The organism is Meiothermus sp. (genome assembly GCF_026004075.1).
Taxonomy (GTDB): Bacteria; Deinococcota; Deinococci; order Deinococcales; family Thermaceae; genus Meiothermus.
In genome coordinates, this window is record NZ_BPIK01000001.1 from 1028254 (window position 1) to 1050967 (window position 22714).

Annotated in this window: 20 protein-coding genes; 10 read left to right on the forward strand and 10 right to left on the reverse strand. The window is 61.9% G+C overall.

Features of this window, described 5'->3' with window-relative positions:
• The first annotated feature begins 8 nt into the window (after positions 1–8).
• The 4 genes from Q0X18_RS05020 to Q0X18_RS05035 are packed head-to-tail and all read left to right on the forward strand — an operon-like array spanning position 9 to position 1964.
• Positions 9–740 (forward strand): hypothetical protein, encoded by a 732-nt coding sequence (locus Q0X18_RS05020; RefSeq protein ID WP_297559330.1) that lies wholly within the window; start codon positions 9–11, stop codon positions 738–740.
• Between the two features lie 21 nt (positions 741–761).
• Entirely contained in the window at positions 762–1193 is a 432-nt protein-coding gene (locus Q0X18_RS05025) for a hypothetical protein (RefSeq protein WP_297559332.1), read from the forward strand.
• Positions 1194–1211: 18 nt separating this feature from the next.
• Positions 1212–1550, forward strand: coding sequence for a hypothetical protein (locus tag Q0X18_RS05030; protein WP_297559334.1), 339 nt, complete (start codon positions 1212–1214; stop codon positions 1548–1550).
• A gap of 18 nt (positions 1551–1568) precedes the next feature.
• Entirely contained in the window at positions 1569–1964 is a 396-nt protein-coding gene (locus tag Q0X18_RS05035) for a DUF2089 domain-containing protein (protein WP_297559336.1), read from the forward strand.
• Here Q0X18_RS05035 and Q0X18_RS05040 read toward each other — a convergent pair.
• The gene (locus Q0X18_RS05040) at positions 1961–2725 is read right to left on the reverse strand and encodes an enoyl-CoA hydratase/isomerase family protein (RefSeq protein ID WP_297559338.1); all 765 of its coding nucleotides are present in this window, start codon (positions 2723–2725) and stop codon (positions 1961–1963) included. The genes Q0X18_RS05035 and Q0X18_RS05040 overlap by 4 nt on opposite strands.
• 148 nt (positions 2726–2873) lie before the next feature.
• Between Q0X18_RS05040 and infC the strand changes: the two genes are divergently transcribed.
• From infC to Q0X18_RS05060, 4 genes are all read left to right on the forward strand, one after another.
• The gene (infC, locus tag Q0X18_RS05045; protein ID WP_297563006.1) at positions 2874–3431 is read left to right on the forward strand and encodes a translation initiation factor IF-3; all 558 of its coding nucleotides are present in this window, start codon (positions 2874–2876) and stop codon (positions 3429–3431) included.
• Positions 3432–3714: 283 nt separating this feature from the next.
• Positions 3715–5835, forward strand: coding sequence for an ATP-dependent helicase (locus Q0X18_RS05050; protein WP_297559341.1), 2121 nt, complete (start codon positions 3715–3717; stop codon positions 5833–5835).
• Positions 5836–5894: 59 nt separating this feature from the next.
• Positions 5895–6353: a hypothetical protein gene (locus Q0X18_RS05055; RefSeq protein ID WP_297559343.1), complete on the forward strand. Its 459-nt coding sequence runs from the start codon at positions 5895–5897 to the stop codon at positions 6351–6353.
• A 56-nt stretch (positions 6354–6409) separates the two neighbouring features.
• Positions 6410–7162 carry a hypothetical protein gene (locus Q0X18_RS05060; protein ID WP_297559345.1) on the forward strand — a complete coding sequence of 251 codons (753 nt, stop codon included), beginning with the start codon at positions 6410–6412 and terminating at the stop codon, positions 7160–7162.
• 6 nt (positions 7163–7168) lie between these two features.
• Here Q0X18_RS05060 and Q0X18_RS05065 read toward each other — a convergent pair whose 3' ends face one another.
• From Q0X18_RS05065 to Q0X18_RS05090, 6 genes are all read right to left on the reverse strand, one after another.
• The gene (locus Q0X18_RS05065) at positions 7169–7888 is read right to left on the reverse strand and encodes a DUF58 domain-containing protein (protein WP_297559347.1); all 720 of its coding nucleotides are present in this window, start codon (positions 7886–7888) and stop codon (positions 7169–7171) included.
• 2 nt (positions 7889–7890) lie between these two features.
• Positions 7891–9090, reverse strand: a complete 1200-nt coding sequence (locus Q0X18_RS05070; protein WP_297559349.1) for a glycosyltransferase — start codon at positions 9088–9090, stop codon at positions 7891–7893.
• A 31-nt stretch (positions 9091–9121) separates the two neighbouring features.
• Entirely contained in the window at positions 9122–10288 is a 1167-nt protein-coding gene (locus tag Q0X18_RS05075; RefSeq protein ID WP_297559351.1) for a polysaccharide deacetylase family protein, read from the reverse strand.
• A 40-nt stretch (positions 10289–10328) separates the two neighbouring features.
• A complete protein-coding gene (locus tag Q0X18_RS05080; RefSeq protein ID WP_297559353.1) occupies positions 10329–11039 on the reverse strand; it encodes a glycosyltransferase family 2 protein in 711 nt (236 codons plus the stop codon).
• 209 nt (positions 11040–11248) lie between these two features.
• Complete coding sequence (gene acnA / locus Q0X18_RS05085; RefSeq protein ID WP_297559354.1) at positions 11249–13987, reverse strand: aconitate hydratase AcnA; 2739 nt, start codon at positions 13985–13987, stop codon at positions 11249–11251.
• Between the two features lie 289 nt (positions 13988–14276).
• A complete protein-coding gene (locus Q0X18_RS05090; RefSeq protein ID WP_297559356.1) occupies positions 14277–14486 on the reverse strand; it encodes a heavy-metal-associated domain-containing protein in 210 nt (69 codons plus the stop codon).
• Positions 14487–14593: 107 nt separating this feature from the next.
• Between Q0X18_RS05090 and Q0X18_RS05095 the strand changes: the two genes are divergently transcribed.
• Positions 14594–16765, forward strand: coding sequence for a VWA domain-containing protein (locus Q0X18_RS05095; RefSeq protein WP_297559358.1), 2172 nt, complete (start codon positions 14594–14596; stop codon positions 16763–16765).
• 58 nt (positions 16766–16823) lie between these two features.
• The gene (locus tag Q0X18_RS05100) at positions 16824–18776 is read left to right on the forward strand and encodes a S8 family serine peptidase (protein WP_297559360.1); all 1953 of its coding nucleotides are present in this window, start codon (positions 16824–16826) and stop codon (positions 18774–18776) included.
• A gap of 17 nt (positions 18777–18793) precedes the next feature.
• Here the strand turns inward: Q0X18_RS05100 and Q0X18_RS05105 are convergent, their stop codons facing one another.
• From Q0X18_RS05105 to Q0X18_RS05115, 3 genes are all read right to left on the reverse strand, one after another.
• Positions 18794–21562 (reverse strand): DNA translocase FtsK, encoded by a 2769-nt coding sequence (locus Q0X18_RS05105; protein ID WP_297559362.1) that lies wholly within the window; start codon positions 21560–21562, stop codon positions 18794–18796.
• A gap of 127 nt (positions 21563–21689) precedes the next feature.
• Positions 21690–22178, reverse strand: a complete 489-nt coding sequence (locus Q0X18_RS05110; protein ID WP_297559364.1) for an OmpH family outer membrane protein — start codon at positions 22176–22178, stop codon at positions 21690–21692.
• A 12-nt stretch (positions 22179–22190) separates the two neighbouring features.
• Positions 22191–22682 carry an OmpH family outer membrane protein gene (locus Q0X18_RS05115; RefSeq protein WP_297559366.1) on the reverse strand — a complete coding sequence of 164 codons (492 nt, stop codon included), beginning with the start codon at positions 22680–22682 and terminating at the stop codon, positions 22191–22193.
• Positions 22683–22714 lie beyond the last annotated feature (32 nt).

Sequence of the window (22714 nt, forward strand, 5' to 3'; positions counted from 1 at the left end):
AGGTTCCCATGACTGAGCAAGCCCGCATCCAGGCCCTGCTAGAAGCAGGCAAAATTACCCAACAAGAAGCCGAACTGCTGCTTTCGGCCCTCGAGGAGGGCGAGGCGGCGGCCCAGGAGGCGGTGGGCGAGCAGTATGCCGCCGCTGGCTGGCAGCCCAAGGGCCTGCGCTGGGTGCGGCTCAAACTCACCGCCGGTCAGCTCGAGGCCCGGCTCGACCCGGCCATAGAGATGCCGGTGCTGGAGGGCCCCGCCGAGGTGCGAAGGGTGGGGCCCGACCTGGAAATCGTGCCAGAGACGAACACCGGTTTTCTGGGCGGCATGCTAGGCCGCATGGGCAGGCTCGAGCTGCGGCTTCCGCCGGGCTGGGGTCTGGAGGTGGAGGGCAAGGCGGCCCAGGTGGAGGCCCAGGGGATTGATTTTCTGAAAGGCCGGGTGGCTGTGGGCAACGTCGAACTGGAGGCCGTAAAGGGCCTCGACCTCGAGGTCACCGCCGGCAACATCGAGGGTTCCTTGCTGCTGCAAGAAGGTATGAACCAACTGCGGGTCTCGATGGGCAACGCCCAGCTAAACCTGCTACCCGGCAGCAGCGTGCGGCTTTCGGCCAGCGTGAGCCTTGGGAACCAGGAGATCAGGGGCCTCGAGGGCAACCCCAATGAGGGTGATCGGCAGATCGGCGAGGGCCGGGCCCGCCTCGAGGTCTCGGTGCGTATGGGCAATCTGGAGATAAAGGCCAGGTAAGCCCCTGGAGAGGAGCCCGGTATGGAAGACAAGAAACGCATAATGGACATGGTCAAGGAAGGCAAAATTACCGCCGAGGAGGCTATTCGCCTGCTGGAAGCGATGGACTCGAGCGCGCCCAGAACCGCCTCCGCGGGCTACGCTGCGGTGGTGGCCCCCCCACCCCCCAAAGGCCTCGCCAAGATGATCCGTATCGTGGTGGACGGCGAAGACGTCAAGGTCAAGGTCAACATCCCGGCGGCCCTTGCCAAGTTTGCTGCCAACTTCATCCCCCCTGAGGCCAAGCAGCAGTTGAGCGCCCAGGGCATTGATATTGCCGGCATCCTGGACATGCTCAAAGGTGAGCTGCCTGAAGGGCGCTTGGTGGACGTGGAAATCAGCGATGTGGGCAAGGTGGGCGACGGAGAAGTTAAGATGACCGGCCCCATGCGGGTCTTGATTGAAGTGGTCTGAAGCACCAAGAGGCATACAATGACCACAGTGGCTAAGGTAAGCATTTCACCCGGCTGGCGCTCGAGGTTGCACCTCATCCGCCCACGGTTTGTGTATCTATGGGTGCGGTTGTGGGCGCTTCCCATCCCCATTGTCCTGTTCGCGCCGTTGGTGATGCTCGAGTTTTTCTTGATGCTAAGCACCCGTATCCTGCGCAAAGCCAAAGCCCCAGACCCCCAGATGGACGTGGCCCTGCGCGGCCAGATCTGGGAACTGCGCAAGATGCCGCCCTTTGTTCTGCTGGAGGCGGAGGTGCGACCCAGGGCCTTTGATGCCAGAGCCCCTCAGCAGGTCTATGTCAAGATTGGCCTTTGGTAAACCCAACCTGGAGTCCTCATGAGACCTTTCCCCATGCCCACCCAGTGCCCGGTAGAAGGCTGCCACGGGCATCTGCACGTCACCGGGCTGGTCTGCCCCGAGTGTCGCACCGAGATTCGGGGCGAGTTCCAGCCCAACGAGTTTGCCCTGCTGCCGCCCGAGCACCTCGAGTTTTTGCGCCTGTACATCAAGGTGCGGGGCAACCTCAAGGAAGTGGAACGCATTCTGGGGCTTTCGTACCCCACCATCCGGGCCCGCTTCGAGACCCTGCTCAAGGTGCTGGGCTACGAGTACCAGGAAGTGCCCGAGAGCCCCAGCCCCCAGGAGAAGGAGGCCATCCTTGATGCCCTGGAAAAGGGCCAGATCAGCGCCGCCGAGGCCGCCGAACGGCTAAGGGCCCTAAAAAGGCGCTAAAAACGGGGCGGGCGCTTCTCGAAGAAAGCGGCGATGCCCTCGGCCAGGTCGCCGGTCTCGCGCACCCAGGCGTTGGCGATGGCGGCCAGCCGGAAGCCGTCCTCGAGGCCCATCCCGGGCAGGGCGTGGAGCAGCTCTTTGGTCAGCTTGAGCGAGGTCGGGGCGTTGGCGCTCACTTCCTGCGCCAGGGCCAGGGCTTCGTCCAGCACCTGCTCGGGTGGCACCACCCGGTTGACCAGGCCCATCCGGTAGGCTTCCTGGGCCGGGATGAGCTTACCGCTCAGGAGCAGTTCCTTGGCGTGTTTCTCCCCCACGTTGCGCACCAGGATTACCCCCACCAGCGCGGCCACAAAACCGATCTTCACCTCGGTGTAGCCCAACTGGGCCTGCTCGCTCATGATGGCGAGGTCGCAGGCCGTAGCCAGCCCGGCCCCGCCGGCCACTGCCGGGCCGTTGATGGCGGCGATGGTAGGTTTGGGGAAGGTGTAGACCCGGTGAAACAGGCGCATCAGCTCTTGGGAGTGGGCATAGTTGGCCTCGGCCCCCGCGGTGGTCACGTTCTTAAGGAACTCCAGATCGGCTCCGGCGCTAAAGGCCGGGCCCGCGCCGGTGAGCACCACGGCCCGGATGGCCGGATCCTGCGCGGCGGACTCGAGCGCGGCCAGCAACTCTTGCACCAGGGCGGGGGAGAGCGGGTTGCGCCGCTGGGGGTCGGCCAGGGTTAGGAGCCGAATATTTTGGTGGTCGGTTGAGAGGATCATGGCTTCTTTATGCTATCTCTAGGCACCCATACAACCAACAACTACTGCCAGAACGTTTGCAAGCATTGCCCTGCAACCTGCTTATTGTGTAGACTCGAGCTGTAGACAACCCAGCGAAGCCGGGTTTGTTGTTTGCGGAGGTGAAGTTATAACCAAGGATGTTCCAGTAAATGAGCGGATTCGGGTACGTCAGGTACGGCTGATTGACGAAAACGGCACACAGGTTGGGGTGGTAGACACCCGCGAAGCCCTGCGCATGGCTAAAGAGCGCGAGTACGACTTGGTTCTGGTCTCGCCCAACGCAGTCCCGCCGGTAGCCCGGCTGCTCGACTACGGCAAGTGGCGCTACGAGCAGCAGCAGGCCGAGAAAGAGGCCCGCAAGAAAGCCAAGCGCACCGAGCTCAAAAGCATGAAGCTCCGCCCCAAAATCGAGGCCCACGACTACAACACCAAGCTGGGGCACATCCGGCGCTTCCTCGAGGAAGGGCACAAGGTTAAGGTCACCATTATGTTCCGAGGGCGTGAGATGGCCCACCAGGAACTGGGTTATAAACTGCTGGAACGCATCGCCAAGGACTTGGAAGGCGTGGGTTTTGTGGAGATGCGCCCGGAGATGCTGGGCCGCGACATGAACATGGTAATGGCCCCGGGTTCCAAACCGTCGGCTCCGGTAGCGCCCTCTAGCTCGCCCTCAAACCCTGCTTAATAATTTTGCGAGCCTGGCCACGGAATGGCCGGGCTCCGCACAGCCCGTTTCCTGAGGTGGCCGGTTGTTGCGATACAGGCCGCGGCCTGTAGGGACAAGCCCTGATGGGTTCAGCCTCGAGGGCGCATCAGACCACTGCCCCTCGGGAAACAAGACGCGCTCCTCGCTCCGTAGTGCGGGGGGCGCGGGTTGCTTCACTTCAATGATGTTCTTTCCTGCAGGTTCGGAGGGTGTTCCCTTGTGCACCCTCGAGGCGGGTGGGGTGATAGACTTCTGAAGCTTTATGTCCGACCTCCTTTCCTCCCTTAATCCCTCCCAGCAGGAGGCTGTTTTGCACTTTGAAGGCCCGGCTCTGGTGGTAGCAGGGGCTGGTTCGGGTAAAACCCGCACGGTGGTACACCGGATTGCCTACCTGCTCCGCGAGCGCCGCGTTTATCCGACCGAAATTTTGGCGGTAACTTTTACCAACAAGGCTGCCGGCGAGATGAAGGAGCGCCTGGAAAAAATGGTGGGCCGAGCAGCGAGGGATCTCTGGGTCTCCACCTTCCATGCGGCGGCCGTGCGCATACTGCGCGCTTATGGCGAGTATGTGGGCCTCAAGCCGGGGTTTGTAATTTACGACGACGACGACCAAAACTCGCTTTTGAAAGAAATTTTGAAGGAACTGGCGCTCGAGGCCAAGCCAGGCCCTTTCCGGGCCATGATCGACCGCATCAAAAACCGGGGCGCAGGGTTGGCGGAGTTCCTGCGCGATGCCCCCGACTTTATTGGAGGTGTACCAAAAGATGTTGCAGCCGAGGTCTACCGCAAATACCAGAGCAGCCTGCGTATGCAGGGTGCGGTGGACTTCAACGACCTGCTGCTCCTGACCATTGAGCTATTCGAGCAGCAACCTGAGGTGTTGCATAAAGTGCGGCAGCGGGCGCGCTTTATTCATGTGGACGAGTACCAGGATACCAATCCGGTGCAGTATGCGCTCACCCGCCTCTTGGCCGGCGAACGTCCCAACCTGATGGTGGTAGGCGACCCCGACCAAAGCATCTACGGTTTCCGGAGCGCCGACATCAACAACATCCTCGATTTCACCAAAGACTACCCCGGTGCCAGGGTTATTCGCCTGGAGGAAAATTACCGCTCGAGCAGCAGTATCCTTCAGGTAGCGAATGCGGTTATCGAGAAGAATGCCCTGCGTCTTGATAAGGTGCTGCGCCCGACCAAAGCAGGGGGCGAGCCCGTGCGCCTGTACCGCGCACCCAATGCCCGCGAAGAAGCTGCTTTTGTAGCCCGCGAGATAACCCGGCTCGGCAGCTTTCAGCAGATTGCCGTGCTTTACCGAACCAACGCCCAGTCGCGCTTGCTGGAAGAACATCTGCGGCGGGCCAACGTGCCGGTACGCTTGGTGGGGGCGGTGGGGTTTTTTGAACGCCGGGAAGTAAAGGACTTGCTGGCCTATGGGCGTGTTGCGGTCAATCCGGCCGACTCGATTAACCTGCGCCGTATCGTCAATACGCCCCCTCGAGGGATTGGAGCAACGACGGTTGCTAAGCTAGTTGAGCACGCTCAGAAGACCGGAACCACGGTGTTTGAGGCCTTTCGTGCTGCCGAGGAGGTTATCAGTCGTCCCCAGCAAGTGCAGGCCTTTGTACGCCTGCTGGACGAGTTGATGGAGGCTGCTTTTGAATCTGGCCCCACCGACTTTTTTGAGCGCGTGCTGGATGCCACGGGTTTTCGGGAGGCCCTGAAGCAAGAGCAAGATGGCGAAGACCGTCTGCAGAACGTGGAAGAACTGTTGCGGGCGGCTCGAGACTGGGAAGCAGAAGAGGGGGGTAGCCTCTCCGACTTCCTCGACTCGGTGGCCCTTACCGCTAAAGCCGAGGAGCCGCAGGGCGATGCCCCGGCAGAGGCCGTAACCCTCATGACCCTGCACAACGCCAAGGGCCTCGAGTTCCCCACGGTATTTCTGGTGGGTCTGGAAGAAAACCTGCTGCCCCACCGCAACAGCCTGAACCGGCTGGAAGACCTGGAAGAGGAGCGGCGCTTGTTGTATGTAGGGATTACCAGGGCCCAGGAGCGGCTTTACCTGTCCTATGCCGAAGAGCGTGAAACTTACGGCAAACGCGAGTACACCCGCCCTAGCCGCTTTCTGGAAGACATTCCCCCAGAGCTACTCAAGGAGGTAGGGGCTTTTGGTGATAGCGAGGCTCGGGTTCTCTCGCATGCCCGCCTGGAGCCCAAGCCCAAAACCCAGCTTGCTGAGTTCAAAGGCGGCGAGAAAGTCAGGCACCCCAAGTTTGGCAGCGGGACGGTGGTGGCTGCAATGGGGGGAGAAGTCACAGTGATGTTCCCTGGCCTGGGCCTGAAAAAGTTGGCGGTCAAGTTTGCGGGCCTCGAGCGGCTCGATTGATTAAGGCCGGTTTTACTCTCGCCTTACCCAGACCGCACCCGGCGGAGTAGGGTAGGCCTATGAAAAGATTTATTGGCCGCCTTGGGGCTGTATTCGTTTTAGTATCGGGTTTGGCGCTGGCCGGGGGGGGCGACCTTGGATTCTCGGTACGCAATGGCCCGAACGGCAATTTCATGGGACATCTAGGGCTTTATCTGGATGGCTACCCCATTGATTTTCGCTCGCACTTGGTGATGGGTGCGCCGGGGGGCCTGTACCTAAGCGGCGAGGTGGTATACGTGTTTCCGTATTTCTTCTTGATTCGCCCCTACTTGGCAGGCGGCTTGGCGATGGGCATTACCGGTTATACCGCGCAAAATGAGCTACGCTTGCGCTTTGGCGAGCGATTTTACGCCATATTTTCTGCTGGTGTGCAGTTTCCAGACCGAGGCTACCGTCCTTACCTCGAGGTAAGCCAGATTATAGGCACCGAGAGTTTTCAGCGCTTTACGGTGGGCTTTATTGTTGAAGGCTTTTGACGCCTGTACTAAAGGGGCTACATGGCCTACGGTTGGCCGTTGTAGATTAGGGGGCGATGCACGCCCGTGACTACGCCGCAACCCGCCCGCTGGTGGTCTTTCACCAGGGCCAGAGCCGCTGGTATGAGCCGCTTTTGACGGCCTCCCTACACCATCAGCTGCCCCTGTTTGTATATCCCAGCCAGCCGGGCGCGAACCTCGAGGCGGCTCTTATGGGCCTACAGCCTTTAGGCTTTCGGGGAGCAGTACTAGAAGACCCCGGCCTGCAAGCCCTGGCCCTGGACGCGGTACAGCACCTCGAGCCCGAGGCAATGCAAGCCCGGCGTGTAGACCTGGTGCTACCCGAAGTTACCGGAACCCGCGGGTTTTACCTCGAGGCTCTGGCCTTAGCGAACCTGATCCGCCGCTACGCTTTTGGCGACAAAGCGCTCTGGCTGGGGCCACTGCGCCCTGAACTGACCCAGGGCCTGCGCGGCCTGACCAAGGTTTCGGTGCTCAGCCGGAGCTTCCCCGAAGGTGAGGGCTTTCTGGAGTTGCTGCCTCCTCCCCAGCGTGGAGTCGTGGCGGCTGCCGAAGTGCAGGCCACGGTGGTGGCTCGCCAGGCCGACCTCATCATCTACGCCGGGGGTAACCTACCACTGGCCCTACTCCAGCCCTACCACAGCGTGATTGCCCTTAAACCCATACCTACCGAGGCTTTGCAGCTTATTGGGGAGTGCGTGCCCCCGGAGGAGTTCCAAAGGTTCCACTTTGCAGCCCTGCTGGAAGCCCTGGGGTATGCTTTGCCACCAGAGACTTTTGTGCTATAGGGCCGGTCAGCGCTCCTCCAAAACGCCCTGTCGGATCAGGCCGGGCACAATCGGCTCGCCCACACGCAACAGGGCATAGCTACCCAGACGGCGGGCTGTGCTTCGCAGGCGCAATAGGTGTTGCTCGAGGGCCGCCTGATAGCCCTGTATCTCGGCCTGTCCCACCTCCAGCCGCTGGCCTACTTCTACATCGTGCAGCAATGCCTCTCCAAAGCCAGGCGACAACTCCTCGGGGGCCATAATCTGAACCAGAACCATGCGTTGTAGCTTTTGTAGCAGGCGTGACCAGTCCAGCTCATCCAGGCCGTCGGTTAACAACACCGTGACGCCCCTAGGCCGGGGTTGGTTCATCAGTACCGAAGGGCCTGGCTCAATCCAGCTCAACCGGCCCCGGTAACGCCCACTGCCCCAAAAAAAAGCGCCTTCCGGTCGAGCCAGCTCTACCAAAAGTCGCGCTACCCGCTCGGCGTAGGGCAGCTTGCCGTGTAGTTGCATACTTTTGGAGCCATCCAGGAAAAAGGTGAAGCGGGCTGGGGCTTCGGCCTGAAAGATGCGCGTGTATAAACGCCCGGTACGTGCAAAGGCCCGCCAGTCAATAAAGCGAGGTTCGTCGCCCTGAGCATACCCGCGCAGCTCGTAGAACTCGAGGCCCCTTCCCGGCACGGCCTGGGTACGCTCACCAGCAAAAGGTTGGGTGGGGCGGGTGCGGATGCGATAGCGGGTCACGGCTAGCGGGGTGTGCCAAGGCCACTTTGCGGTAGGCGAGGGAAGGGAATCTTTAGGCGGCGCGGTTCAATTTCTACTAGGCGGGTCGCCTCATCGTAGATGGCTACGATCTGCTCGGCTACACGGCGGGCTGTGCGTTGGTCGGCAAACTTACGAGCCCCTTCGCTAAAACGCTGGCGCAATTGTTCGTCGCGGAGCAGCTCGAGCGCCCGCTCGGCCATGGCCCGATAGTCACCAGGCCGTACCAGGTAGCCGCTGCTGCCTACCTCTACACCTTGCAACGTACCCTCGGCGCCCACCGCTACCACCGGCACGCCCACTGCCTGCGCTTCCCAGAGAACCAACCCCTGGGTTTCGGTCTCACTGGCAAACAAGAACAGCTCGGCCATGCGGTAGTAGCCGCCGATTTTCTCGTAGGGGACAGGCCCCACAAAGGTGACATGCTCGGATAAGCCAAGCCCGTAAGCCAGCTTCTCCAGCTCATCCCGCTCCGGCCCCATGCCGATCAGGGCCAGGTGCGCATCCGATTCCTTGCGAATCTCGGCCAGAGCGCGGATGACCACATCCACACTCTTTTCCTTACCCAGCCGCCCAATGTGAAGCAAGCGTCGTTTCCCGCTCGGCCAGGGTGAGATTGGGTCGGGGGCCGACTGCAAAATGTCTGTATCAATACCGGTTGGAATGACCTTAATTTCGCGCTCTATGGCATAACTTTCGGCCAGTTGTTTGACTGGCTCGGTCGGGGCTATCACCACATCGGCCCGGTTGTAGAAGGCCTGACATACCTTTTGCATGATGCCCACGTACTTGTCGAGGGTGGCGACACCGGGGATGTAGTGGGCGTATTTTTCCAGGTGGGTGTGGAAGGTCGAGACGTGTGGGAGGCGGCTTCGGTAGGCCAGCCGCGCGCCCCAGATACCGATAAACAGTGGGGTATGGGTGTGGAAAATCTCGAACTCGGTGGGTAGCAGGCGGCTGCTGGGCATGGCCAGCCGCTGGTTTTCAAAAAAGGGATAGGGCACGCTGGGCACCCGTACTACCCAGTCTTCATGGGGATCGGCATCCGGCATCTCGGGGGCCAGCACCCAGGCCTCGTGGCCCATGCGACGCAACTCGCGTTTGAGCAGGTAAACGCTGGTTGCAACCCCATTTGGCCCAGGCAGGTAGGTGTCGGTGAACAGGCCGATGCGATAAAGACGCACGGGTATATGTTAGCACAGCCTGCAATTGCCGCTATTGAGGGTTTTCTGGGGCTTTGGCTTTTTTGAGCCACCGGGCCAGGAATTCCTCCCGAGGGCTATACCCCAGCAGGGCTGAAGGCAGCGAGCGCCTGGGCAGCTCTCCCCGGTAGAGCCACAAAAACCACGCGCTGGCCGTGCCGCTAATCAGCCGTTGCAGGAAAGTAACTGGGGCCAGATGAAACCCAAACACCCGCAACCCTGCAGCAGCCTGGGAAATGCCCCATATACCTCTAATTTCCGGATTGGATTGCACATACTCGGCCAGCAGCGTGAAACCCTTGCGTCCCTCGCGCAAAAGCTGTATCTGAGTCATGGCTGGGGTGCGTACCGAGTCGAGGTGCACCTCGAGGCTGGGTTCACCTTTTTGCAAGCCGGGCTGGCTGGGGCCAGGGAAAGCACAGGGGCTTACCGCCAGATAATCGAAGGGGCCCAGCCCCAGCCGCTCTACTTTGTTCTTGATGAAGTATCGCTCGTGCCCGCCCTGACTGGCCCGCATAAGGCCTTCGCGCCAGGTGAGCGGTCGGGTCTCGAGCTCATCGAGCCGTACCGGCTGGTAACCAAGTTCTTTGAGCCTGGGCAGAATTTCATCCAGAATCGCCAGGGTCTGCGGGAACTGGTCATTGTCGTGCAGGAGAACGATGGAACCGGGCTTGCACCATACCAGAATGCGCCGGGCCAGGGCCTGGGGGTCTTGCTTTGTCCAGTCCTTCGACTCCACGTCCCACAGGGCTATCTGTTTGCCCGCGGCCTTGGTCAGCCAGCGGGTAAAAGGGGTATGAATGCCGTGGGGCGGGCGGTAGAAGCGACCCGGTATGGCCCGAATCTGGCGGGCCTCCTGCCAGGGCCACAGGAAAAAGGCCGGACGGTGTACCTGACCGTGAGACTCGATTTGATGTCCTTCGGCCCGGATCCTTTCCATGAGCTCAGGGTATTTTTGGGCCTGACTTCCCAGCACGAAAAAAGTAGCCTTCACCCCGTGTTGTCGCAGGCGCTCGAGGATAGCTTGGGTGTGGGTGCTGGGACCGTCGTCGAAGGTAAGGGCAATTTTGGGGCTGCTCCGGCTACCCCAGGCAATCGAACCCACGCCCATCCAGCGGTGAATCAGGTCTGCCGCCAGATAAAAAGCTGGCAAAAGCAAGATCAGAGCGACAACTTCCACGGTAGCCTCACTTGGCTTGGTCTAGTACGTTAAAGCAGGTTTATTGCCGTTCCCGGTCTGCATAATAGTCGGGGCCGTAATCCTGGGGCGCACCGCGCAAGCGGGCCCAGATATTCTTGAGGTGCACCCCGTACATCTTCCAGCGCCCCTTGCTTAAGCGGCGGCCCGAGGTGAGCACCCTGGCTTTGGGGGTATAGACAATTTTGCCACGCTGTTTGAGTTTGAGCATCAGCCGCAGGTCTTCGCCGAAGGGTACGTCGTAACCGCCTACCTCGAGGGCCACCTGCCGGCGTACTGCGTGGTTGCCCCCGGCGGTGTTGGGCTGGCCTAGCTTAGCCATGAGGCCTAAAAACAGCGGGTAGCCATAGCGCGAGAGCAGCCGGTCGAACAGAGGGCCATCGAAAAACTCGAGCGGGCCGTAGGTTTCCACCACTTCCGGATCGCTAAAAGCCTCCTGGATGGCGGCAATCCAGCCGGGCTCTACCCTGCAGTCGGCATCGGTAGCGGCCACCACTTCCCCAGTAGCGGCCTCGAGGCCGGTCTGGCGGGCGATGTGCAGGCCGGGCTGGGGCTGGTAGATCACCCGCACCCCCAGGCTGCGCCCGATCTCGCCGGTTCGGTCGGTGGAGCCGTTGTCCACCAGAATGACTTCGTAGGGGGGCGGCTCCTGTCGCAAAATGGACTCCAGGCATGCCCCAATCATCTCTTCTTCGTTGCGGGCCGGTACTACCACGCTGACGGTAGGTTTCATCTAATCTCCAAGCTGCCATCAACTATTAGAGGACGCCAGGCCCCCTTGCCGCGACAACACGGTGCTATGTTAGCACAGCCCATGCTAGCGCGACCTAGCAGCCAGGAGCCACATCCGGCTCATCTGATCGACCTACACCCAGCTTGGGGCAATATCCCCATGAAAACGGCGGCGGGGGCTTTGGTTCCCGCCGCCGTTAAGAGTGATCTTTATGCCTTTTGCTTCTCGGCCAGCATGTTCTTCAGCACGGTTTGCAGAATGCCACCGTTTTTGTAGTAGTCCACCTCTACCAAAGTGTCTATGCGGGCCTTTACCTGGAAGCTCAACTGACTGCCATCGGCGCGGGTGGCTACCACGGTGAGTTCCTTGCCGGGGGTGATGTCCTCGAGGCCCAGGATATCGAACACCTCGTAGCCGGTGAGGCCCAGGCTGGCCGCGCTCTGGCCGGGCTGGAACTGCAGGGGCAGCACCCCCATGCCCACCAGGTTGCTGCGGTGGATGCGTTCGAAGCTCTGGGCGATGACGGCTTTCACGCCCAGCAGGTAGGTGCCCTTGGCAGCCCAGTCGCGGCTGCTGCCATTGCCGTACTCGATACCGCCGATCACGATCAGGGGCGTGCCCTCGGCCTTGTACTGCATGGCGGCGTCGTAGACGAACATCTCTTCGCCAGTACCAGGCTCGCTGCCGCGCTCGGACTTGGGCAGCTTCTTGGTGTAGGGGCCTTCTTTGCCATCCAACATCAGGTTGCGGATGCGGATGTTGGCAAAGGTGCCGCGCATCATCACCTCGTGGTTGCCGCGGCGGGAACCGTAGCTGTTGAAGTCGGCGGGTTCGACCCCGCGCTCCATCAGGTACTTGGCGGCGGGGGAGTTTTTGGCGATGCTACCCGCAGGCGAGATGTGGTCGGTGGTGATGGAGTCGCCCAGCAGCAGCAGCACCCGCGCACCCTTGATATCGCCGGTCTCGCGGGCCTGGCCCAGGTTCTCGAAGAAGGGCGGGTTCTGGATGTAGGTGCTGTTGGGATCAAACTGATAAAGCTGGCCGGTGGGGGCCGGCAGGGCCTTCCAACGCTCGTCGCCCTCGAAGACGGTGGCGTACTGGCGGCGGAACATCTCGGCGTCCAGGGTTCGGTGCACGGCCTGGCGAATTTCTTCCTGGCTGGGCCAGATGTCCTTGAGGAAGATGGCCTTGCCGTTGGGGTCGTAGCCGATGGGCTCGCTGGTGAAGTCAATGTCCATGCGGCCTGCGATGGCATAGGCCACCACCAGCATGGGGCTGGCGAGGTAATTGGCCTTGACGTCGGGGTTGATCCGGCCCTCGAAGTTGCGGTTGCCCGAGAGCACCGCGGCCACCACCAGGTCGCCCTCCTTCACCGCCCTGGAGATGTCTTCGGGCAGCGGCCCGGAGTTGCCGATGCAGGTAGTGCAGCCGTAGCCCACGGTGTGGAAGCGCAGGGCCTCGAGGAAGGGGGTGAGGCCGGCGGCGTCCAGGTACTCGGTTACCACTTTGGAGCCAGGAGCCAGGCTGCTCTTAACCCAGGGCTGGGTGTCGAGGCCGGCCTCCACAGCTTTTTTAGCCAGCAGGCCCGCGCCCAGCATCACGCTGGGGTTGGAGGTGTTGGTGCAGCTGGTGATGGCGGCAATCACCACCGAGCCGTGCCGGAGGTCGAACTCCTCGAGCCCCCGCTTGACCGTTACTTTGGCGTCCAGCTTGTCGGGGCTGAGGCCAAAGCCGCGCTCCTTGGGGTCTTTGGTGAGGTGCTCGAGGAAGCTCTTCTTCACCTCGCCCAGGTTCACCCGATCCTGGGGGCGCTTGGGGCCGGCCAGGGCGGGCACCACGGTGGAGAGGTCGAGCTCGAGGTACTCGCTGTACACCGGCGCGGCGTCGTCGGTGCGCCACAGGCCGGTGGCTTTGGCGTACTTCTCCACCAGGTCTACCTGTTCGTCGGAGCGCCCGGTGAGGCGCAGGTAGGCCAGGGTCTCGTCGTCGATGGGGAAGTAGCCCATGGTGGCGCCGTACTCGGGCGACATATTGGCGATGGTGGCGCGGTCGGCCAGCGGCAGTTTGGACACCCCAGGGCCGTAGAACTCCACGAACTTACCCACCGCGCCGTGCTTGCGGATCATCTCGGTCACGCGCAGCACCAGGTCGGTGGCGGTGGCCCCCTCGGGCAGCTCGCCGGTCAGTTTGAAACCGATGACCCTGGGGGCCAGCATGTAGTAGGGCTGGCCCAGCATTACCGCTTCGGCCTCGATGCCGCCCACCCCCCAGCCCAGCACGCCCAGGCCGTTGATCATGGTGGTGTGGGAGTCGGTGCCCACCAGGCTGTCGGGGAAGGCATAGAGCCGACCATCTTCGCCTTTTTGCGTCATTACCACCGAGGCCAGGTACTCGAGGTTCACCTGGTGCACGATGCCGGTGCCGGGGGGCACCGCGCGGAAGTTTTTGAGGGCGTTCTGGCCCCACTTGATCAGGCGGTAGCGCTCCTCGTTGCGCTTGTACTCCAGCTCCACGTTCTGGGCAAAGGCATAGGCGGTGCCGAAGTAGTCCACCTGCACGCTGTGGTCAATCACCAGATCCACTGGCACGGTGGGGTTGATGATCTCCGGGTTGCCGCCGGCCTTGGCCACTGCGTCGCGCATGGCGGCCAGATCCACCACCGCCGGTACGCCGGTAAAGTCTTGCAGAATCACCCGGGCCAGCATCAGCGGCACGTTGACCTCGCCGGGGTCGGGCTGCCAGTTGGCCAGGGCCACCACGTCGTCTTTGGTGATCTTGTACTCATCGTGGTTGCGCAGGAGGCTTTCCAGCATCACCCGGATGCTGAAGGGCAGCCTGGACACCGGCGCGATGCCCTGACGCTCGAGCTCCATGATGTCGAAGTAATGCACCTCACCCATCCTGGTGGAGAGGCTCTTGCGGGTTTTGAAGTCGTCTCGGTAGGCCATAGGTTCTCCTTTGTGTTTTGACAGGCATGAAACCAATGTTGCGCGGCAGATAGCCACAAGGCTTTAGCCATTGTTTTCGGCTACCGACCATCCACGTCCGTTTACGAGGCCCCAACAGTTTACTCCACTACAACTGGAGTAAATAGGGCTTGGAAAACGGAGGTATCCGCTGGAGTTTTGGGGCTGGTTTCGATGCCTGGGCGGGTGCGCCCTGCCTCAGACACCCTCATGTTACCGCAGGATGGCCTTAGTGCAAACAAGTATTGGTTGCAATTGGGGTCAGGTTGAGCTACAGCATGCCGGCCAGGAAGCCCTGCTCACGCACCACACGGATCAAGTCCATCACGGTGAGCTGCTGGGGGTCGTACTCGACCTCGAGCTGGCCTCTATCCACGGATTGCACGTGCTGTACGCCCTCCAGTCTCTTGATGGCGCTCGAGACTTTAGCCACCTGTTCAGGCTGTTCCATGCCCCGTACACCCAACAACACTCGGTTCATACCAAGGTATTTTAGAGGATTCGTAGCTCCTTGACAGGTTTTTGTGCCGCGCTACATCTGCGGCTACAGTTGCTTTTTTACACAACCCTATACCCGATAATGCAACTATGTTGTTTGGGCTTCGGGCCGCTGTGGTTGGCTTGCTGCTGCTGGCCTTCTGGGGGCCCAGCCTGCCATTGCAGCAGTTGCGAACAGTGGTGTTGCTTGATCAGAGCCCTTCGGCGCGGGATGCTGTCTGGAAGGTAGCACCCCAGGTTCAGCTACCCGGAGCTAAGTACGTGGCTTTTGCCAGCGGGGCTGTCCAGGTGGCCAGCCCGACGGCCCGAAGGTTGGATCTGGGCGAGGGCACCCGTCTGGGGGAAGCCCTGGAGAAAGCCCGGGAACTGCAAGCAGACCAGATTGTGCTGGTGTCGGATGGGCTGTTTCAGGATATGCCTGAGGTCATTGGAATACCCATCTACGGCCTTTACCAGCCGCCCAGTCCCAACCTTTCGGTTGCTTTGACCGGGCCAGCGCTTCCGACCAAGGGGGAGACCATCGAGGTGCGGGCCGTGCTGGAGTCTACCGCGGCGGTGCGGGCCCGACTTACCTTCAACGGGCCAGCCGGGCTTGTAGAGCGAGAAGTGCAGCTCGAGCCGGGGCGTAGCAGCCTGGGGTATCGCTTCCGGCTGGATGGGCCTGCTGTGGTGACGGCGCGGGTTGAAAGCGCCTTGGGAGTAGAGCAAGCCCGCCTCGAGCTCGGCCCCTCCGACATCACCCGGGTCTGGGTGCTGGGGGACGTGGCCCTGGCCCGCTACCTGCGGGCCCAGGGTTTTGCAGTGGAGGAGCCACGGGAAATTTCCCTACCCATCCGGGCCGAGGTGGTGGCCTTGGGGGTGGGAGCGCGGGATTTATCGGTGGCCGAGCTGGATGCCTTGCAAGGTTTTTTGAACCAGGGGGGAAGTCTGTTGTGGACGGCAACTCCCAGGGGTTTGTTTTTTGGGGGTTGGGAGCGCACCAACCTGGCCGATAGCCTGCCGGTGGAGCCGATGGAAGAGCCGGGTGGGGTGGGGATTGTGCTGGTGCTGGATGTATCGGGCAGCATGCTCGAGGCTGACAAGCTGGGGCTGGCGGTGGTGGGCTCGCTCGAGCTCATCCGTTCGGCTCGTCCCCAGGACTACGTCGGGGTGGTGATCTTTTCCGATCGTCCGCGCTGGCTGTTCCGGCCCCGGCCCATGACCGAGCAGGGCCGCAAGGAGGCTGAAAGTCTGTTGCTTTCCACTACTGCCGGTGGGGGTACCCGTATCCGCCGGGCCTACCTCGAGGCCCTCGAGGCTTTAGAGCCGCTGCCAACCGACTCCAAGCAGATTATCGCCCTTACCGATGGGCTGGCTGCGGATGTAACCCCCGATCTGTTCGATGCCGCCCGCGAGGCTAGCCCAAAAATTAGAACCAGCACGGTGGCCCTGGGTGCCGACGCCGACCGCCAGTTTTTGCGTGAGCTGGCCCAGGCCGGTGGAGGCACCTTTTGGGATGTGCCCAGCCCGCAGGATCTGCCGCGCTTTTTCCTGGAAGAAGCCCAGCGGGCCTTCAAGCGAGAGGCTCTCGAGGGCAACTTCCCGGTCTCAGTACGGCCCCACCCCATCACCCGCGCCACCAACCCACCCCCCCTCTCGGTGCTTCTGCCTGCTAAAACCAAGCCCTGGGCTCAGACCTTGCTCAGTTCAGGAGAAAGTACGGTTCTGGCAGTAGGGGAGAGCGGGCGGGGGCGGGTCGCAGCCCTTTCTACCGACCTCTCGCGCTCCTGGCAGGGCTGGCCGGGTATATCCCCCCTGATGGCTGAGCTGGTGCGCTGGCTTTCGCAGACCCCGGCCCGGCCCAGGGTGCAGGCCGTACGCGAGCAGAACTTTATTCGGGTGCTTTTAGAAGGCCAGTTTGAACGACCCAGTGTGCGCGCAGCAGGGCGGGAACAGAGCTTTGCTCCTACAGGCCCTTTGCGCTTCGAGGCGCGCTTACCGCGAGAAGCTATGGGTGAAGCAGTGGTGTTTGAAAACGAACAACCCCGGCTGCGGCTGCAACTACCTGCCCTGCCCGAGTGGCGCAGTGAGGATGGACGCGAGAATCTCCGGCAACTGGTAGAGGCCAGCGGGGGCCGCCTGCTTGCCAACACCGCCGAACTGAGCCGCCTGGTGGGGCGCAAAGCCCTGAACCTGCAAATCCCCCTGGCTGCCCTGGCCCTGCTGTTGTTTTTGCTGGAACGCTATCTGGAGCGGAGGCGTATTGCTGCCGTGGGGTTTTAGGTTACGAATTGGTCAAATCTGGCTTGACTTCTGCGTGGTCAACGCTAGTGTGAGGTAGATGCGGCTGTATATTCTTGTGTTTTTGCTGTTGCTGGTGGGCTGTTCTGATCAGGGGGTACTGGCCCCCGCCCACACCCTTCCTGAGGAAGTTGTCTTGGAGGGCCTCGAGGGTAGTCTGGCCCTGCGGGTGGGCTCCAGCGTGGCCTGGCGGGTTGAAAGCTACAACACCTGGCTAAGCGCCACCCCTGCCACCGGCTTAGGCCCCAGGACGATACAGCTCAGGGCGGAATTCGCCGATGAGATACAAAACCAGCCCGAGTACACTGGAAGTCTTCGGCTTTCGGGGGATGTGCATGCAGAAATCTTGGTCCGGCTGCCTTTGGTGAGGGTTGTGGGGGGGGTGGTGGACTCGAGCCCAGCCGCTGCTTCGGTGAGTAGCTCGAGTCTGCCTTCCCAGCTGCAACGTACTTCAAGCACTCCGACCCCCAGTGCAACTGGTGATGAAATTCTGGTCAAATACCGCACCGACCTGCGCGCAGCCGCCCTCCCGGAGGGCAGCCGGGTTTTGTCCCACGACCGCATCAGCCGCCTGACCAAGCTTCAGTCGCCGAACCCCCAGGCTTTGCTGGAGCGCCTGCGCCTCGACCCCAGCGTGGAGTGGGCCGAAATTAACGGCACGGTAACGGCCCAGGGCGAGCCCACCGACCAGTTTTATCCCCAGCAGTGGTATCTGCGGGCCACCGGGGCGCGCTTTGCCTACCAGCAAACCTACACGACGCCCATCACGGTGGCGGTGGTGGATACCGGGGTGCGCTACGACCACCCCGACCTGGCCGGGCGGCTCTGGCAGCCCGGCGAGGGGGCCTACGACTTTGTAGGCGATGCCCTCCCGCCAGAGGAGCCAAATAAACCCTATGACCCCTGTGGCCAACCGGCTCCGGATGGACCCGGCGACAACGACCCTACCGACCCTTGTGATTTGTCGGCCAAAGACAAAGGCAGTCACGGAACCCACGTGACGGGCATCATTGTTGCGAATGCCGGTACATTTGTGCCTGTCTGCCCAACCTGCACCGATTCGGGTATGGTTGGGCTGGCCTACAACGCTCCAATCAAGGTTTTGCCCCTGCGGGTGCTGGGCTCAGGCGGCAGCGGTACTTTCGAAGACGTCGCTCTGGCCGTGCGCTATGCAGCAGGAATTCCGGTGGTAAAAGGAGGTCAAATTTTACAAAACCCCCTGCCGGTGCAAGTTATAAACTTATCGCTTGGTGCCCTGTTAGAACCCAAGGATTATCCTTACCTTATGTGCGAGGCGGTCGCGGACGCGGTTGCGCGGGGTGTTCTGGTGGTAGCGGCAGCGGGCAACTATCAGGATCAAGCTATAAAACCTGGTTCAATGGTTTATCCAGCGGCATGCCCTGGGGCCATCTCGGTCGCGGCCACCGATATGTACAACCAGGTGGCGGACTACAGCCAGCAAAACAGTGAAGTAGACATTGCTGCGCCGGGGGGCAACATCGCCCAGTCGGGGGGTGGTGTGCTCTCCACCACCTGGAATTACCAAACCAACCTGCCCAACTACACCTTCTACATGGGCACCTCCCAGGCCACCCCCCAGGTGGCAGCAGCGCTGGCCATGGCGCTGTCCAGCGGTCGGGCCAGCACTGCCACAGAAGCCTGGAACCTGATCCGCTCGAGCGCCACCGACCTGGGCGCGCCGGGCCGGGACGATGCCTATGGCTACGGTTTGCTCAACCTGCCGGGGGCTTTTGGCTGGACGCTGCCCAGGGGCGGGTTTCTGGTAAGCCTGAGTGGCCCCATTGCCCGGCGGGTGCCGGTGGTTGACGGGCGCTTCGAGACCTTTTTGGTGCCGGGGCGCTACACCATGGTAGCCTGCCGCGACGACTCGGGTAACAGCCTGTGCGATAGCGGCGAGCCTAAAATGGAGCGCCAGGTACAGGTGAACGGCGGGAATACCCTCGATCTAGGGACGATACTGGTTGGGCCCTAAACTCAAGCTGGTTTTGGCTATTCGCCGCCAAAATACTCCGGTAGCTGGTCGCGGGTAATCAGCACATCCCGTGGCTTGCTGCCCTGGTGCGGCCCCACGATGCCCATGGCCTCGAGCGCGTCCACTAGCTTGCCGGCCCTAGCGTGCCCCACCGAGAGGCGGCGCTGGAGCCGGCTGACCGAGGCGTAGCCCTCCTCGATCACAATCTCAGCGGCTTTTTTGAGCAGGGGGTCGCCAAAATCAATCTCGCCTGCATCGGCGCTGCCACCCCCGCCCAGGTTCAGGGGGCCCTCGAAGTCGGGGCCGTACTGGGTTACGAAGGCGTCTTCAAAGCTCTGTTCGCGCAGGAACCCGGCAATGCGGTGTACCTCGGTTTCCGAGAGGAAAGGGCCCTGCAGACGCACCGGCTTGGGCAGGCCCGGCTGATGGAAGAGCATATCGCCCTGGCCCACCAGCCGCTCGGCCCCGTAGGTGTCCAGGATGGTGCGGGAGTCGAAGCCCGAGGAGACCGCAAAGGCCATGCGGGCCGGGATATTGACCTTGATGAGCGAGGTCAGGATGTCCACCGAGGGGCGCTGGGTAGCCAGAATCAGGTGCATGCCGGTAGCGCGGGCCATCTGGGCCAGGCGCAAAATGGCCTGCTCGACCTCTTTGGGGGCGGTAATCATCAGGTCGGCCAGCTCGTCAATCACAATCACCAGGTAGGGCAATGTGGCCTCGCCGGCGGCCCGCATTTTGTGGTTGAACTGCTCGAGGTTGCGCGCCCCCACCTGGCTCATCATCTTGTAGCGCCGCTCCATGTGAGCTACAGCACCCAGCAAGACCCCGGCGGCGTCGGCGGGGTTAGTCACCACCGGCCGCACCAGATGGGGGATGCCCTCGTAGGGGGTGAGCTCCACCATCTTGGGGTCAATCATAAGAAAGCGCAGCTCGGTGGGAAGGTACTTGAAGAGCAGACTGGTGATGAGGGTGTTCACTGCCACCGACTTGCCCGAGCCGGTCGAACCGGCAATCAGCAGGTGGGGCATTTTAGCCAGGTCCTTGACCCAGACCTCGCCGTCAATGCTTTTACCCAGCACCAGGGGCAGGGTGTCTTTGCTGCGGGTGAAGGCGCTGGACTGGATGGCCTCGCTGTAGCGCACCAGTTCGCGCTCGGTGTTGGGCACCTCGAGGCCAATCACGCTCTTGCCGGGTATGGGGGCTTCGATGCGCACCGAGCCGGCGGCCAGGGCCAGGGCCAGGTCGTTGTGCAGGTTCTGTACCCGGCTGATTTTTTCGCCGGGGGCGGGCTCGAGCTCGTACCGCGTCACCGTGGGGCCGCGCGACCAGCTCACCACCCGGGCTTCTACCCCGTGGTGCTTGAGGGTGTTGTTGATGAGCTCAACCTGCCGCTGGGTGATGAGCTCCAGGGCCTTGGGGTCGTAACGGGGGGGCTCGGGCGGGTCGAGCAGGTCGAAACCGGGCAGTTCCAGGGCAGTGGATGTTCGGGGCGTAGAAGGAGGCGTGGGAGCGGTTTTGACCGAGCTGGGCTTGGGGTTTTCCTGGGCAGGCTTGCTGGTGGCTGCCACCTTATCCGGTTCGGGGAAGACCAGGTCGAAGTCGAAGGGGGGCTCGGCGGGGGGCTTGGCGGTTGCTACCGCAAAAGCCGGTGGCTCGGCCTGCAGGCCTTTTTCCAGCAAGGCCCGCAGCCCGGCGCGGTGGGCTTCTAAGGGCGCAGACTCCACCCACTCGGCCCAGCGCAGCCAGCCGTCTACCCGCTGCTCGAGGTCCTGGGTCAGGGCTTCGCTTTCCTGCCAGGCGGCCAGGCGATGCTGGTGCTCTTCCAGGGCAGTTAGCAGGGCCTGGGTGGTGCTGGGCTTGTCTAACGACCGCGCGGCGGCCTCACCCTGGCGGGTCAGGGTCTGGGCCTTGGTGAGTAGTGCGCCAATTTCCAGCACCAGCGCGGCGCGGCGTTCCTCGAGCGTCTGGGCCAGGCCCTCGCCTTTGAGCGGTGCGGCCAGCGCGGCGGCCAGGCGCTCGAGACGTACGGCCAGGGGCCGCGCCTCGGTGGCCAGCTTGCCCGCCAGCTCTTTGGCGCGCTCGGCTTTGAAGCTGTCCAGCAGTTTGGACAGGCCCTCGAGGGCTTCCCTGTCCTGGGGGTTGCGCCGGATGGCCTCGAGGTCTTGTACCAGGGTGTTGAGCGCCTTGTGCTCGGGGTAGCGCGCCGAAAGGGCCCGCGCCTCACCCAGCAGGCGGCTGGCAGACTGGGAGAGGCGGTAGGCCTGATACAGCCGTTTAGCAGCCAGTACCACCCGGCGCAAACCCTTACCCAGCAGGAAGCCCGGCCTTTGGCGCAGGGCCAGATCGGCTACAAAACTGAGGGCCAGCAGGGGAATGAGCAGGCCAAAATTGCCCAGACCGCCCACCAGCAGTGTGTGCAGATTACTACCCAGCAGCCCACCGTAAGGCCTGGCGAGGTGGGCCACCAGCGGTAAGGTGAGCAGGCCCCCCCCGAAGAGCAGGGCCGTACCACGCGCCAAAGGGCCCAGGGGCCGATCCAGCAGCAGCCACACGCCCAGCAGGGCAACCGTCGGTGGAACCAGCCAGGCCAGGTATCCCAGGTTGCCCCAGAACAGGGCCTGAATACCGCTGCCCAGTTGTCCGGCCAGGTTGGAGCCAAAATAAATGGCGGCGGCCAGGAGGGCGGCGATGCCCAGTATCAGCAGAGCAAAGGCCTCGAGGTCGCGCTTGCGTTCGGTAGGATTGGCCTTGCTGGCTTTGTCAGCTTTGGATTTGCCCTTCGCCATCGCTTACGATTGTAACATACCAAATAAACCCCTAAGGGTTGTGTTGTAGACGCCAAATCTTGCTGGGCTGGTATAAAGGCACGGGCCACAGGCTGCTGAAAAATACCTGTGACCCGCGATGGTTGGCTTATTTGGGAAGGGCTTTGATTACCGCGTCGGTGATCTCGAGTTCGTCGGCAGCATAAACCACCAGACCACTGCTGGCTGCTACTTTCTTATCGAAGATCATTGCAAAGCCTTGTTGCTGGGCTACCTTGGCGATTACCTGATCGATTTCCTCGGTGATGGGCTTGAGGGCTGCGTTGACGCGGTCGCTCCACTTCTTGCCGGCTTCTTGCAGGCTCTGGGCCAGCACCCGGTAGTCCTGCTGCTCTTTGGCGGTGGCGTTGCCCGCCCGCAGTTTGGCCTCGAGCGGCTGAAGCTGGTCACGGATGGGCTTCAGCTCGCGCTCGGCCTGGTTTCGGATGTCCTGCACCTTCTTGAAATCTTTGTGGGCCTGCACGATCTTTTCGGCGTCCACATAGCCGATGCGGTTGGGTGTTGGGCGGTTTTGGGCGATGAGGGAGCCCCCCAGCAAAAAGCTCAAAAGGGCTACGGCAAACAACCAGTTCTTCATAGTATCTCTCCGTTACTTGGAAATAGCCTGTTTTATGGCCTGGGTCAGGTCGAGTTCCTGGGCCGCGTACACAACCAGGCCACTGCTGGCGGCCACCTCCTGATCCAGCACAATAGCAAAACCCTGCTCCTTGGCAACCCTACCGATAACCATATCAATATCCTCGGTGATGGGCCGGAGGACGCTGCCTTGCTGCTCGCTCCACTTCTGACCGGCAGTTTCCAGCCTCTGCGCTGCGGTACGGTAGGCCTGCTGCTCCTGAGCAGTTGCGTTACCTTGACGCAGCTTGGCTTCCAGCGACTGCACCTGTTCCCGCAAGGGCTTGAGTTCTGCTTCGGCTTTGGCTTGAACCTCTTTTACTCTGGCAAACTGTGGGTGGGCCTCTACCACAGCCCGGGCGTTGAGATAACCGACCTTGTCGGCTGTGAGCGGGGTTTGCGCTACCAGCAGGCTGCTCAAAAGCAGAGCGGCTAGCGTGGGCACAAACAACGTGAGTCGCTTCATACGCGCCATACTGTAAGGGGGTGCCCTTAGCG